This is a genomic window from Streptomyces sp. NPDC107454 (genome assembly GCF_055582885.1).
Window position 1 is genome coordinate 194123 of the sequence record NZ_JBVJPA010000004.1, and the last position, 13549, is coordinate 207671.

The 13549-nt window shown below is 70.6% G+C and carries 14 protein-coding genes; 6 read left to right on the forward strand and 8 right to left on the reverse strand.

Features of this window, described 5'->3' with window-relative positions:
* Positions 1–16: 16 nt before the first annotated feature.
* On the forward strand, positions 17–1000 hold the full coding sequence (locus tag ACZ69M_RS11135) for a phosphotransferase family protein (RefSeq protein ID WP_470048741.1): 984 nt from the start codon (positions 17–19) through the stop codon (positions 998–1000).
* 79 nt (positions 1001–1079) lie between these two features.
* On the opposite strand, the gene ACZ69M_RS11140 is transcribed toward ACZ69M_RS11135, so the two are convergent.
* The 4 genes from ACZ69M_RS11140 to ACZ69M_RS11155 are packed head-to-tail and all read right to left on the reverse strand — an operon-like array spanning position 1080 to position 5686.
* The gene (locus ACZ69M_RS11140; protein ID WP_470048743.1) at positions 1080–2438 is read right to left on the reverse strand and encodes a GH1 family beta-glucosidase; all 1359 of its coding nucleotides are present in this window, start codon (positions 2436–2438) and stop codon (positions 1080–1082) included.
* A 29-nt stretch (positions 2439–2467) separates the two neighbouring features.
* Positions 2468–3307, reverse strand: coding sequence for a carbohydrate ABC transporter permease (locus tag ACZ69M_RS11145; protein ID WP_470049333.1), 840 nt, complete (start codon positions 3305–3307; stop codon positions 2468–2470).
* Between the two features lie 46 nt (positions 3308–3353).
* Positions 3354–4355, reverse strand: a complete 1002-nt coding sequence (locus ACZ69M_RS11150) for a carbohydrate ABC transporter permease (RefSeq protein ID WP_470048745.1) — start codon at positions 4353–4355, stop codon at positions 3354–3356.
* A 14-nt stretch (positions 4356–4369) separates the two neighbouring features.
* Positions 4370–5686, reverse strand: a complete 1317-nt coding sequence (locus tag ACZ69M_RS11155) for an ABC transporter substrate-binding protein (protein ID WP_470048747.1) — start codon at positions 5684–5686, stop codon at positions 4370–4372.
* A 169-nt stretch (positions 5687–5855) separates the two neighbouring features.
* On the opposite strand from ACZ69M_RS11155, the gene ACZ69M_RS11160 reads away from it, so the two are divergent.
* Positions 5856–7238, forward strand: a complete 1383-nt coding sequence (locus ACZ69M_RS11160; RefSeq protein ID WP_470048749.1) for an ROK family protein — start codon at positions 5856–5858, stop codon at positions 7236–7238.
* A gap of 105 nt (positions 7239–7343) precedes the next feature.
* Here ACZ69M_RS11160 and ACZ69M_RS11165 read toward each other — a convergent pair whose 3' ends face one another.
* Together ACZ69M_RS11165 and ACZ69M_RS11170 are read right to left on the reverse strand one after the other, a co-directional pair.
* On the reverse strand, positions 7344–7895 hold the full coding sequence (locus ACZ69M_RS11165) for a DUF3455 domain-containing protein (RefSeq protein WP_470048751.1): 552 nt from the start codon (positions 7893–7895) through the stop codon (positions 7344–7346).
* Positions 7896–8216: 321 nt separating this feature from the next.
* Complete coding sequence (locus tag ACZ69M_RS11170; RefSeq protein ID WP_470048753.1) at positions 8217–8660, reverse strand: hypothetical protein; 444 nt, start codon at positions 8658–8660, stop codon at positions 8217–8219.
* 91 nt (positions 8661–8751) lie between these two features.
* Between ACZ69M_RS11170 and ACZ69M_RS11175 the strand changes: the two genes are divergently transcribed.
* Both ACZ69M_RS11175 and ACZ69M_RS11180 read left to right on the forward strand, forming a co-directional pair.
* Positions 8752–9117 (forward strand): MerR family transcriptional regulator, encoded by a 366-nt coding sequence (locus ACZ69M_RS11175; RefSeq protein ID WP_470048755.1) that lies wholly within the window; start codon positions 8752–8754, stop codon positions 9115–9117.
* A gap of 104 nt (positions 9118–9221) precedes the next feature.
* A complete protein-coding gene (locus ACZ69M_RS11180) occupies positions 9222–10055 on the forward strand; it encodes an alpha/beta fold hydrolase (RefSeq protein WP_470048757.1) in 834 nt (277 codons plus the stop codon).
* Between the two features lie 13 nt (positions 10056–10068).
* Here the strand turns inward: ACZ69M_RS11180 and ACZ69M_RS11185 are convergent, their stop codons facing one another.
* Both ACZ69M_RS11185 and ACZ69M_RS11190 read right to left on the reverse strand, forming a co-directional pair.
* The gene (locus ACZ69M_RS11185) at positions 10069–11028 is read right to left on the reverse strand and encodes an SDR family NAD(P)-dependent oxidoreductase (RefSeq protein WP_470048759.1); all 960 of its coding nucleotides are present in this window, start codon (positions 11026–11028) and stop codon (positions 10069–10071) included.
* Positions 11029–11463: 435 nt separating this feature from the next.
* Positions 11464–12501 (reverse strand): PHP domain-containing protein, encoded by a 1038-nt coding sequence (locus tag ACZ69M_RS11190; protein WP_470048760.1) that lies wholly within the window; start codon positions 12499–12501, stop codon positions 11464–11466.
* Positions 12502–12638: 137 nt separating this feature from the next.
* On the opposite strand from ACZ69M_RS11190, the gene ACZ69M_RS11195 reads away from it, so the two are divergent.
* Both ACZ69M_RS11195 and ACZ69M_RS11200 read left to right on the forward strand, forming a co-directional pair.
* Positions 12639–12902: a hypothetical protein gene (locus ACZ69M_RS11195; protein ID WP_470048762.1), complete on the forward strand. Its 264-nt coding sequence runs from the start codon at positions 12639–12641 to the stop codon at positions 12900–12902.
* Between the two features lie 259 nt (positions 12903–13161).
* Complete coding sequence (locus ACZ69M_RS11200) at positions 13162–13548, forward strand: hypothetical protein (RefSeq protein ID WP_470048764.1); 387 nt, start codon at positions 13162–13164, stop codon at positions 13546–13548.
* Position 13549 lies beyond the last annotated feature (1 nt).

Here is a 13549-nt window from a genome sequence, read left to right on the forward strand (position 1 = left end):
GGGGCGGGTGGGGCGCGTGACGGAGGACTCCTGGGAGCGGGCGCGGCGGATCCTCGCGGCGGCCGGACTGCCGCCGGACCGCCTCGCCCGCTGCCGCCCGCTCGACGGCGGCACCTACAACACCGTCGAGGAACTCCTCCTCACCGACGGCACCCGCCATGTGCTGAAGGTCCCGCCCCCGGAGACCGCCCCGGGCATGCGCCATGAGCGCGAACTCCTGGTGTCCGAGGCGGAGTTCTACCGGGCGGCGGCCACCGTCGACGTACCGGCACCGCGCGTCGTGGCCACCGGGGGCCGTCACCTCCTGATGACGGCCTGCCCGGGCCAGGCATGGGACGACACGGTCACCGGTTTTGAACAGACCCACCTGCGCACGGAGCTGGGTGTCCTCGTGGCCCGGCTCCACCAGGTCACCGGGCCCGGCTTCGGCTACCCCTCCGGGGCCCTCGGCCCGCTCGCCCCCGACTGGCGTACCGCCTTCACCACCATGTACGACGCCGTCCTGGACGACGCCCGCCGTTACCGGGCCTGGCTGCCCCGGCCCGTGGAGGAGGTGGCCCGCACCGCGAAGGCGGCCTACGACGCCCTGGACGAGGTCACCGACCCCCGCCTGGTCCACTTCGACCTGTGGCGGGGCAACATCCTTGTGGACCGCTCGGACGGTACACCCCGGATCGGGGGCCTCATCGACGGCGAGCGCATGTTCTGGGGCGACCCCCTGGCGGACTTCGTCTCCCTCGCGCTCCTCGGCGACATCGAGCGGGACCCCGCCTTCCTGACCGGCTATCAGAACGCTGGAGGCCGCGCCGACTTCGACACCGCGGCCCGCCGGCGCCTCGCCCTCTACCGCAGCTACCTCTACCTGATCATGCTCATCGAGACCGTGCCCCGCGCCGTGGACGGCGACCATGCCGCCTGGACCCGCGAGGCGGTGGCTCCGCAGCTCGTGGCGGCCCTGGACGACATCGGTCGGCGTGGAGCCGACCGGTCCAACGGATGACCTCGCACCCTCGCCTTCGGCTGGACGCGTACTCCGGTCGGGGTATCACGCGCGTCCAGCGCGAAGGCCGGGGCGTACGTCAGGCCGCGCTGCGCCTGCGCTCCCCGTGGGCCCGGATGATGTCCGCGTACCGGTGCCCGCTCCCCTTCACCGTGCGCCGCTGGGTCTCGTAGTCGACGTGCACGAGGCCGAAGCGCTTGTCGTAGCCGTAGGCCCACTCGAAGTTGTCGAGCAGCGACCAGGCGAAGTACCCGGCGAGGGGAACGCCCTTGCCGGCCGCCGCGGCACAGGCGGCGAGGTGCTGCTCCAGGTACCGCGTGCGCTCGGGGTCGTCGACGGTGCCGTCGGGGCGGACGACGTCGGGATAGGCGGAGCCGTTCTCGGTGACGTACAGCTTACGGGCGCCGTAGTCGTCGGTGAGGCGCAGCAGCAGGCGTTCGATGCCGGAGGCGTCGACCTCCCAGTCCATGCCGGTGCGGGGAACGCCCAGGCGGCGCACCGTGCGCACGCGCGGCGCGGGGCCCGAGGGGTCGTCGGCGACCGTGGACGGGAAGTAGTAGTTGAGACCCAGCCAGTCCAGGGGCTGCGCCATGGTCTCCAAGTCGCCCGGCACTTCGGGGAGTTCGACGCCGTAGACCTCACGCATGTCCGCGGGGAACCCGCGGCCGTGTACCGGGTCCAGCCACCAGCGGTTGGTGTGTCCGTCCAGTCGGCGGGCCGCCGCGACGTCCTCGGGGCGGTCGGTGGCGGCCTCGATGCTGGAGAGGTTGTTGACGATGCCCACCTGGGCGCCCGGTGCGGCGGCGCGGATGGCCTGCACGGCCAGGCCGTGGCCCAGGAGCAGGTGGTACGAGGCGCGGACCGCGACCGCCAGATCCGCGAGGCCGGGAGCCATCCGGCCCTCCAGGTGGCCGATCCAGGCCGAGCACAGCGGCTCGTTCAGCGTCGTCCAGTGGTGGACGCGGTCGCCCAGACGCTCCGCGACGACCGCCGCGTACGAGGCGAAGTGGTGTGCCGTGTCGCGTGCGGCCCACCCGCCGCGGTCCTGGAGCACCTGCGGCAGGTCCCAGTGGTAGAGGGTGACGGAGGGGGTGATGCCCGCCTCCAGCAGGGCGTCGATCAACTGGTCGTAGAAGTCGAGCCCCTTCGTGTTGACCGGGCCGTCGCCGCCCGGCACCACGCGTGGCCAGGCGATGGACAACCGGTAGGCGTTGGTGCCCAGTTGGCGCATGAGCGCGATGTCCTCGCGCCAGCGGTGGTAGTGGTCGCAGGCGATGTCACCGTGGTCGCCGTTGTCGATCTTGCCCGGGGTGTGCGAGAACGTGTCCCAGATGGACGGCGAGCGGCCGTCCTCGGCGACGGCTCCCTCGATCTGGTAGGCCGACGTGGCCGTGCCCCACAGGAAGTCCTCGGGGAGTGCGGCAAGGTCGATGGTCACGGAAGTCCCTTCAGGGGATGAGGAGTCGGTCACTTGACGGCTCCGGCCGTCAGGCCGGCGACGAGGTAGCGCTGGAGCAGCAGGAACCCCGCGACCACCGGGACGCTCACCACGAGCGAGGCGGCCATGATCTGGTTCCAGTACACGTTGTTGAGCGTGGAGTAGCCCTGGAGCCCGACGGCGAGCGTGCGCGTGGTGTCGTTGGTCATCACCGATGCGAACAGCACTTCGCCCCAGGCGGTCATGAAGGCGTAGACGGCGACGGCGACGATGCCGGGGATCGCGGCGGGCACGACCACCCGCAGCAGCGCGCCGAGCGGCCCGCAGCCGTCCACCAGCGCCGCCTCGTCCAGATCGCGCGGCACCGAGTCGAAGTACCCGATCAGCATCCAGATCGAGAACGGCAGGGAGAAAGTGAGATACGTGAGGATCAGGCCGCCGCGCGAGCCGAACAGCGCGATGCCCGTGGCGTTGCCGATGTTGACGTAGAGAAGGAACAGCGGCAGGAGGAAGAGGATGCCGGGGAACATCTGCGTCGAGAGCACGGTCACCGTGAAGACGCGCTTGCCGCGGAAGCTGTAGCGGCTCACCGCGTACGCCGCGAAGACCGCGATCACCACCGAGCAGACCGTCGCCGCGCCCGCCACGATCAGCGAGTTCACGAAGTACCTCGCCAGCGGGACCGTCGACCAGATGTCGATGTACGGGCGGATCGTCAGCCCGCTCGGCAGCCAGCGGAACTTCCCCGAGACGTCCGCGAGCGGCTTCAGCGAGCTGGAGACCATGACGTACACCGGTACCAGGACGAAGCCGGTGAGCAGGGTGAGGAAGATCCTGCGGGACCAGAGGAAGGACGGCGGGGGAGCCATCGGCGAGCGGGTCGCCTTCGAGGCGCGGGACGCCGTCTGCGCGGTGCTAGACATCGGCCGTCTTCCTTCCTCGGGAGGTCAGCAGCAGGTAGACGCCCGTCACGACGAGCAGGAAGAGCAACAGCAGGACCGACATCGCGGATCCGGTGCCGAAGTTCCAGGTGACGAACGACGCCTGGTAGATGTGCACCGAGATGAGGTCCGCGGCCTCCGGAGCGGTCCTGCCGAACAGGACGAACGGCGTGTTGAAGTCGTTGAACGTCCACAGGAACAGGACCAGCACCAGCACCTGGTTGACCGGGCACAGCGACGGCAGGGTGATGCGCCGCAGCTGCTGCCACAGACCGGCGCCGTCGAGCGCGGCGGCCTCGTACAGCTCCCCGGGGATGTTCTGGAGGCCGGCCATGACGATGAGGAACGCGAACGGCCAGCCCTTCCACACCGACACGGTGAGCAGGGCGTAGAAGCTGTTGTCGCCGATGAGCCAGAAGGACGGCTTGTCGGTGAGGTGCAGCTGGTCGTGCAGGACGTGGTTCACCAGGCCGTTGTCGTGCTGGAACATGAACACCCAGGTGATGACCGCCGCGTACACGGGCAGCGCGTACGGGACGAGGAAGAGCGCCCGCAGCAGACCGCGGCCGCGGAAGGAGTCCTGCATGTAGATCGCGGCCGCCGTGCCGATCAGCCAGCACAGGCCCACCGACAGCAGGGTGAAGCCGACGGTGACGAGGAACGAGTGCAGCAGCGCCTTGCCGACGGGCGCGCTGAAGTCCACCGACACCTTGTAGTTGTCGAATCCCGACCAGGGCGCGGTGCCCCAGTCGCGGATGTAGAACTGGGTGAGCTCCTTGAAGCTCATGAAGATGCCGATCACCATCGGCACCAGGTGGACCAGGAGTTCGAGGATCAGGGCGGGCAGGAGCAGCAGATAGGGCAGTGCGATGCGCCGGATCCGCCCGGGGCGGCGCGGCCCGCGCGCCGCCCCGGGAGAGTCCTTGGGCACCGCCCGTTCGCCGGAATCGGCGGAGGCGGCGGTCGTAGTGGTCATGAGGGAGTCCGCGCTCACTTCGCAGGCATCTGCTGCTGGGCCTTCTCGAGCTCCGCCTTCACCGACTCCGTGGTCACCGCGCGTCCGGCGGCCGCGTCCGCGAACAGCGCCTTGACGGCCGTACCGACCGTCGTCTCGAACTGGGACTCGTCGGCGACCTGCGGAAGCGCGGCGGCGCTCTTGGCCAGGGTGTCCTTGAGGACCGCGTTCGCCGGGGTGTTGAAGGTGGCGTCCGTCTGGGCCGTCTTCACCGGCGGGATCGAGCTGTACGCCGTGTTGAGGATCTTCTGCTCGGCGTCGCTGGTCATGAACTTCACGAACTTGGTGGCGCCGTCGAGGTTGTGGCTGTTCTTGAAGACGGCCAGGTTGATGCCCGCGACCATCGAGTTGACGTTGGTGCCCGTTCCCGGGGTGCCGGACTGCACGGGGACCGGGGCGATTCCGTACGCGTCATCGCTCATGCCCTGCGACTTGAGGTTGGCGGACGCCGACTGCCACAGCAGCATCGCGTTCTTGCCCTTGGCGAAGTCGCTCACGGACTGGTTCTGCGCGTACTCGGCGTTGCCGGGCGCGATGACCTTGTCCTTCGCCATCAGGTCGATGTACTGCTTGACCGCCGCGACAGTGCCGTCCGAGGTGAAGTCCGGCTTGCCGTCGGCGGTGAAGAAGTCGGCGCCGTGTTGCTTGGCGAAGACGAAGACGTGGTGGATGTTCTCCGAGGGGTTCGAACCCTCGGCCCCCAGGCCCCACTTGCCGCCCTTGGACAGCTTCTTGCCGTCGGCGACCAGCTCGTCCCAGGTGGCCGGCGGCGTCGCGAGCCCCGCGTCGGCGAACATCTTCTTGTTGTAGTAGAGCGCGTACGCCATCGAGTACAGCGGGACCGCGGCCGGGTCCTTGCCCTGCGCGCCCGTCGAGCCGAGCGCCGAGTCGACGAAGCGGTCCTTGCCGCCGATCTTGGCGAAGTTGCCCGCGTCCCACGGCAGCAGCGCGCCGATGGCCTGCAACGAGGCGCTCCAGGTGTTGCCGATGTTCAGGACGTCGGGGCCCTGGCCCGACGTGGTCGCGGTGAGAATCCGGTTCAGCAGGTCCGACCAGGGGACGACCTCCACCTTCACCTTGATCCCGGACTGCTTCTCGAACTTGTCGAGTTCGGGCTGGAGGACCTTCTTGTCGACCTCGATGCTGGCGCCCTGGTTGGAGGCCCAGTAGGTGAGCGTCTTCGGCGAGTCGTTGGACCCGCCGCCCGTCGACGAGCCGCCACCACAGGCGGTCACGGCGGTCAGCAGGGAGACGGTGACCGCACCGGCGGCCGCGGCTCGGATTCTGCGCATGGCTGCGTATGTCCCTTTCCCGGAGGGAGAGCCACGAGGGCCGCCCGCGTTCACTTCCCGAACGACCCTCATGTCTTAATTTAGGACGTGAGTTAAGACCCGGAAGAAAGTCGCGTCAAGGGATCGCGCAGGGGTATCTTGCAGGTCGGGCGGGCCGGAAGGGATTCTCATGGCGGTGCGGAACGGGCGAACAGTGCGTGACCTGCGGCGCGGCAATCGCACCGCCGTGCTGCAACGGTTGTATTTCGACGGCCCCCTGAGCCGCTTCGAGCTGGGCCCGGCCACCGGCCTGAGTTCCGGTTCCGTCAGCAACGTGGTCGCGGAACTCGTCGCGGACGGTCTGGTCGAGGAGGCCGGAAGCGTCGACTCCGACGGCGGCCGCCCACGCACGTTGCTGCGGGTCGTACCCGGCAGCGGCCACATGATCGGCGTCGACGTCGGCGAAACCCGCGTCCGCGTCGAACTCTTCGACCTGACCCTCACCGAACTCGCCCGCACGGAGCGGCCGCTGGAGCGGCAGGGGTACGGGGGTGACTGGGCGTCGGAGGGCGACGGACAGGCTCAGGGGGAGGACCCGTCGCCGGGCGGCGGACCGTCGTCGAAGCGTCGGGAGTACGACGTCGATGTCATCGTCGGGCACATCCGGGACGGCGTCGCCGAGGTGCTGGACGAGGCGGGCATCGCTCCCGAGCGGCTGCTCGGCGTCGGTATCGGCGTCCCGGGAATCGTCGCCCGCACGCCCGAGGAGGGGGCGGTGGTGCACGGTCAGACGATCGGCTGGGACGCCGTCCCGCTGGAGTCCCTGCTCCGTTCGGCCTGCCAACTCCCCGACACCGTCCCGTACTTCGCGGACAACGGCGCCCGGACCCTGGGCCAGGCCGAGATGTGGTTCGGCGCCGGACGCGGCGCGCGCAACGCGGTCGTCGTCCTCTTCGGCTCGGGCGTCGGCGCCTGTCTGGTCACCGAGGACGTGGAGCACGGCCGCTCGGTGGAGTGGGGCCACCTGACGGTACGGGTCAGGGGGCGCCGCTGCCGGTGCGGTGCCCTGGGCTGTCTGGAGGCGTACGCGGGCGCGGAGGCGCTTCTCGACCGCTGGCGCGAGGAGGGCGGACGCCCGCCCGAGGGAACCGACGAGGAGACCGCGCTCACCGCGATGCTCACCGCGGCCTACCCGGCCGAGGAGGGTGTCGAGGCCGACCCCGTCGCGCTCGCCGTCCTGGAGGAGACCGCCGAGTACCTGGGCGCCGGCCTGTCCGACCTGATCAACCTCTTCCAGCCCGAGCGGATCCTGATCGGCGGCTGGGCGGGCCTCCAGCTCGGCACCCGCTTTCTGCCCGCCGTCCGTCGGTACGCGGCCTCGTACGCCCTGCGCTATCCGGCCGAGCGCGTCTCCATCGACCTCGGCCGGCTCGGCCCGGACGCGGTCACCGTCGGTGCCGCGATCCTGCCGCTCGCCGACTTCTTCGCGCGGGGCGGCCGACGCGCCGAGCCGGTGAGCGAGAGCCCCTCCCCGGCCTGGCGCACCGCCCTGGAGGAGCGCGCCCCGCACTGACCCGCAGCCGGGGGTTCACGACGCACGACAGCCGCCCCGCCGACCCGCAGCAGGACAGGGGCCCTTGGGATCGTCCGGAGGGCCCCTGCCGTCGCTCCTACCGCATCACTTGGCGGGCTTGTAGAAGGCGTAGGTGGCGGAGTAACGGACGCTGATCTGGTCGGTACCGGTGCAGGCGGTGATGGGGGCGACGCCGCCGTGGGTGTCGAGGCGCTGGACGTAGGAGACGCCGGCGAAGACCCCGGTGCCGCGAGTGGCGGTGGCCCGCAGGAGGAGCTCGGGGATGGTGCCGGTCTTGGGGGAGTTGGCGACGGCCGCGGCGTTGACCGCGCTGCCGTCCACCGTGGACACCCAGACGGGGCCGCGGGAGTGGAGAGCGAGGGGGCGGTGGGAGCGGTCGTGCCCGGCCCACAGGGTGGCGGCGGGTTCCAGCAGCTTCCAGGCGCCGTCGGCGCAGGTGTAGGTCTGGACGCCGGCGGCGGAGAAGACGCCGGTGAGCCGGTTGCCGTCGGGGACCTTCAGTGCGGCGGGAGCGCCGACGCCGGTGCGGGCGGGCTGCGAGGTCGCGGCCTGGCCGACCGTCGCGCCGAACAGCGTGCCGGCGGTCACGGCGCCGACAGCCGTCGTGGTGAGGATGAGACGCTTGGCGAGCTTCATCGGGTTTGTCTCCAGAACGTTTTCCGAACGAGGTCGAGTGGCACCGCGGTGGCTGGGCGGGCTGTCGTCGCTGCGCACACGGCTACGCCTAGTTCTTCGGCGTTGTTCGGCGTTCTTCGGCCGTGATGGACCGGGTGACAGCCCCGGCGTCCTGACGGATCCGGCCGCGGAGTCGAGCGCGCGGCGCGATGACGCCGGGGCCCTGGGATGACCAGGATTTCCCGGTGGGGATCAGCACGCCTCACGAGTAGGCAGTCTCGCCGTACGGGTTTCGGGTCGACGAGGGTCTATGGGGCACGTGGCAGGGCACGCCGCCGCGCACTAGGGGCGTTCGACGGCCAACGGGTTCGTGTTCCGGTTTCGCGACCACGGCACCAGCTGGACGAGGCCGAACATCACCTCGACGCCGAAGAACAGCCACAGCAGCGGCATGGCACCGTGGGCCAGCGCGTACGCCTGCCACGCCGCGAACAGCGTGCGCGCGATGCCGTCGAGCAGTCCGTGCACCGGCAGCGGCCGGACGATGCGCAGGACGGCCCAGACCACCACGACCGAGCCCATCAGATTCGCGTACAGGGTCTGCACCGGGTCGAGTTCGGGCAGGGCTCCCAGCCCGAGCGCGTTGCCCGACGACGACAGCGCATCGTGCACCAGCGCGTACGTCCAGGGCGTCGCGAAGCCCGCGGTGACGACGAGGTCGTACCAGGCGCTTGCCCGTACGGCGCGCAGATAGGCGGGGCGTTCGGGGGCGAGGGTCCGGATCACGATGAGGCTCCAACTCGTCTCGGGACAGCGACGCCTCACGCTAAACAGTGGAGTACGGTCCAAGGTCAAGGTCGCCGTCCGCTGGAGGGACATGCGTATCGGAGAGCTCGCCGCGCAGGCGGGCATGAGCAGGGACACCATTCGGTTCTACGAGAAGGTCGGCCTCGTCACGGGTCGCCGACTGGCCAACGGATATCGCGACTTCCCGCCCGAGGCGGTGCCCTGGTTGCACTACGTCCGCACCGCGCAGACGCTGGGATTCTCGCTCGCGGAGATCGCGCGGCACGGCGAGGAGCTGCGGGAGGCGCCGGACTCCGCGGATGCGCTGTCCGTGCTGTTCGAGCAGAAGATCCAGGTCATCGACGCCCGCATGGCCGAACTCGCCACCCTGCGGGCCGAACTCGCCACGCGCGTCGACACCGGGTGCCCCTTGCGGGCCATCGGCCGGCCGAGCTGACGACGAGGTGACATGACCTCAGGGGTAATCGACCCCGCCCCAGCCCTCCGGAACCATGAAGGACGTACCCACTCGTCCCGCCACCGGATTCCGGGAGGTTTCCCATGCCGTACTTCGAGAGCCCCGTCGATGGCACCCGACTGCACTTCGTCGACTACGGTCCCGCCACCGGGCAGGTCGTCGTGTTCGTCAACAGCGCCTACTTCGGCACGGAGATGTGGGAGTACCAGATGCTGCCGCTCGCCGCGGAGGGCTACCGGTGCGTCGGCTTCGACCGGCGCGGCCACGGTCGGTCCGACGACGTGTGGGGCGGGTTCGACCTCGACACTCTGGCCGACGACGTCGACGGGCTGCTGCGCCACCTCGACCTGTCCGGGGTGACACTGGTCGGGCACTCCATCGGGACCGCGGAAGTCGTACGTTGCCTGACCCGGCACGGGGTCGAGCGGGTGGCGAGGGTGGCACTCGTCGCAGGCATGGCGCCCGGGGCCGTCCGGTCCGCGGACCATCCGGAGGGCATCGACCCGGGCGTCGTCGAGGCCGGCAACGAGGTCTTCCGCCGCGACCGGGCCGCCTTCTTCGTGGACGGGGCCCGCTCGTTCTTCGCCCTCGACCTCCCCGGGAACCAGCTCTCCCCGGCCTATGTGCAGTCCATGATCAACCGCTGCCACGGCGCCACCGCGCGCGGCGGGGCGGCGTTGGGAGACCTCGCGGCCACCCTGAACGTCGCCCCCGAACTGGCCAAGCTCGACCTGCCCGCACTGGTCGTCCACGGCACCCACGACACGTCGGCGCCGCTGGACCTGACCGGCCGCCGGGCGGCCGAACTGCTCCCCAACGGCACACTCAAGGTCTACGAGAACGCGGGCCACGGCCTCTTCGCCACACACGCGGAACAACTCCTCGCGGATCTGCGGGAGTTCACGGCCCGCGACTGACACCCCGGGCGCGTCACGCGAACGCGTTCACCCCGGTCAGCTCCGCCGACAGCGTCCACAGCCGCGCGGCCTGCTCGGGGTCGATCGCGTAGTCCCGTACGCCGGTCCGCTCGCCGTCCGCCGGAGCGACCTCGGCGATGTCGCAGTCCTCGCAGTACACCCCGCCCAGGCCGGCCAACTGGGGTGAGGTCGCGGCCCACACCTGGGTCGCCGCACCCTCCTGGGGCGACTTGAAGCCGGACGGGTTCAGCGGGTTGCCGTCCTCGTCGATCCAGCCGCGCTCCACCATCTCCTCCTTGGCGAGGTGGCGCTGCAGCGGGGTGAGGATGCCGCCGGGATGGAGGGCGAAGGCCCGTACGCCGGACTCCCGGCCGAGCCGGTCGAGGTGGACGGCGAACAGGATGTTCGCGGTCTTCGCCTGCCCGTACGCCTCCCACTTGTCGTAGCCGGTGCGCCAGTGCACGTCGTCCCAGCGGATCCCCGAGTTGTGGTGACCGCCCGAGGAGACGGAGACGACCCGTGCGCCGCCCGGCTCGATCGCGGGCCACAGACGGTTCACGAGCGCGAAGTGGCCGAGGTGGTTGGTCGCGAACTGCGCCTCCCAGCCGGGACCGACGCGGGTCTCCGGGCAGGCCATGATCCCGGCGTTGTCGATGACGATGTCGATGGTGCGGCCGGAGGCGAGGAAGCGTTCGGCGAAGGCGCGGACGCTGTCGAGGTCACCGAGGTCGAGCTCGTCCACCTCGACCCCCTCGATGCCCTCCACCGCCTCCCGGGCCACGTCCGGGCGGCGCGCCGGAACGACGACGTGGGCGCCCGCCTTGGTGAGCGCGCGGGTGGTCTCCAGGCCGAGCCCCGAGTACCCGCCGGTGACGATCGCGAGCTTCCCGGTCAGGTCGATGCCCTGGAGGACGTCGTCGGCGGTGCTGCGGGCGCCGAACCCCGAGCCGATCTTGTGCTGTGCAGTGGTCATGTTCCGACGCTACGGATGGGAGAGCACTCGAAGTCAAGCGGAGGCAGCCGCCCACGGCGGGCCGGGCCTGGCGCGGGACATGAAAAGGCCCCGACCGGACGGGGGAATCTCGGTCGGGGCCGTCTGTGGTGGGCCCGGATGGCGGTCACCTCTCGGCGAGAGGCTCCACAGGGCTTCAGCCGAACGATCGTCCCTGTGGGCAAAAGGTGAGGCCCGGGGACACTGTCCCATCCGCACCCACGGTTGGTTTAACGGGGAACTACCGAGGGGTGTTCCCGCGTGACCAGGGCAGGAGCGGTGATCTGCGTCACCCGGAGGGGCAAGGGGGCGGACGGTTCTCGGGTCGCCGTACGAGTCACGTCTCGGCTCGCCGTACGACTTCACGCGTCCGGGGGCTCGGGCGCGGGTTTGCTCTCGCCGTCCAGCCTACGCCCGTCAGGTGCTGGTCATGCGGGTCGGCGCGGTCCTCGACCGGGTCCAGGCCAGCAGCTCGTCCTCGCTCCAGGTGGTGATCACGCGCTCGGCGGGCACCCCGCACTCCTCGGCCCGCGCGCAGCCGTGGATCTGCCAGTCGAGCTGGCCGGGGGCGTGCGCGTCGGTATCGATCGAGAAGAGCACGCCCGCGTCGAGCGCCCGGCGCAGAAGCGGGCGCGGTGGGTCGAGCCGTTCCGGGCGGCAGTTGATCTCCACGGCGGTACCGGACTCCGCGCAGGCGGCGAAGACCGCGTCCGCGTCGAACTCCGACTCGGGCCGCCGCCGCTCGGTGAGCAGCCGGCCGGTGCAGTGACCGAGCACGTCTGCGAGCGGATTGCGTACGGCGGTGACCATACGGCGGGTCATCGACCTGGCGTCCATACGCAGCTTGGAGTGCACCGACACCACCACGACGTCCAGCGACTCCAGCAATTCCGGTTCCTGGTCGAGCGATCCGTCGTCGAGGATGTCGCACTCGATGCCGGTGAGCAGCCGGAAGGGGGCCCACCGGCGGTTGAGCTCCGCCACCACCGCCAACTGCTCGCGCAGCCGCTCGGGGGACAGGCCCCGCGCCACGGTCAGCCGCGGTGAGTGGTCCGTGAGCACCGCCCACTCGTGCCCGAGGCGCGCGGCGGTCCGGCCCATCTTCTCGATCGGGCTGCCGCCGTCCGACCAGTCGGAGTGCAGATGGCAGTCGCCGCGCAGCAGCGTTCGCAGGTGTTCACCGCCCTCGGCGAGGGGGCCCGCGGCCTCCTGTTCCAGCGTCTCGAGATAGCCGGGCGGCTGACCGGCCACCGCCTCGCGCACGACCTGCGCCGTCTTCGGTCCGATGCCCTTCAGCGACTCCAGGGTTCCGGCGGCGACGCGCCTGTCGACCTCCCCGGCGGGCAGCGCGGCCAGCACGGCCTGCGCGGTGCGGAAGGCCCGTACGCGATAGGTGGGGGCCTGGGTGCGCTCCAGCAGGAACGCGATCCGGTCCAGGGCCTCGACGGGATCCATCGGCACCACCTTCCGTGAGCCTTTCGCCCCTTTCAAGCCCTCCAAGCCTTGCCCAGCCGCCGTCGGCCCGCACGGCGGAGTGTCACTCGCCCCGACCCGCTCGCGGGATTCGATCTACGTTCTAGTACGCTCTAGGCATGACCGAAATCTCGAGCCCCCACATCTCCTACCCGCGGGTCATGGTGCTCGGGGTGCAACCGTCCGACCCGCCGTTTCGGATCGTGGAGATCGACGGGGAAATGGTCGGCGAGGCGAAGTCGATCACCGATGTCCTGACGTTCGCCGGCTCCCAGGGGATCCATATCCACGATCTCGACGACCCGGACGTGGTGCGCTGGGTGGGCGGCGACAAGTTCACCTGGGCGGCGCACCAGAGCCGGTCCGGCGGATCAGGGCACTAGGGCCGATCCGGCGGATCAGCGCGCCAGGGCCGGTCCGAGGATCAGGTCGCGGCGCCGGGCAGTTGGGCCGAGGCGTGGGGAGCGCGCGGACCTCGGGGTTCGCGCCGGTGTGAGCTGTCGCGGGGGGAATGACCCCGCACCCCAGGAGAGATCACCAAAAGGCGGGAACCCGGCATGGGCCGATCCCCGCGAGGGCACGGTTGATCTTGCCGGGTGATCGCGACCGCCCCGGCGTCCCCTCTTCCCTCCGGGAGTCGTCATGCCCCGTGGCTTCGCCGTGCCCGCCGCCGCCCTCCTCGCCTCGACCGGTCTGCTGGTCTCGACCGCCCTCCTCGCCGCCGTACCGGCGAGCGCGGCGACGTACGGCGCGTCGCGGGCCGGAGACGTGTGCTTCTGGACCGCCTCCGGACAGCACGGCTCGTCGTGGTGCTACACCCCACCGGGCTATACGGACGTCCCGGAGTTCCTGCACGACAAGGCCGCATCCTTCAGGTCCAACGCCGACACCGCCGTGTACGCCATCGACTGGGGCCGCGGCACCTGCTACGCCCGGCTGATCCGGGCGCACGACCTGGCCGACAACTGGCCCTGGGGCGCCCGGCTCGACGGCGTCGCCGACACCAGGATGGGCTGCGAGGTCGGCTGAC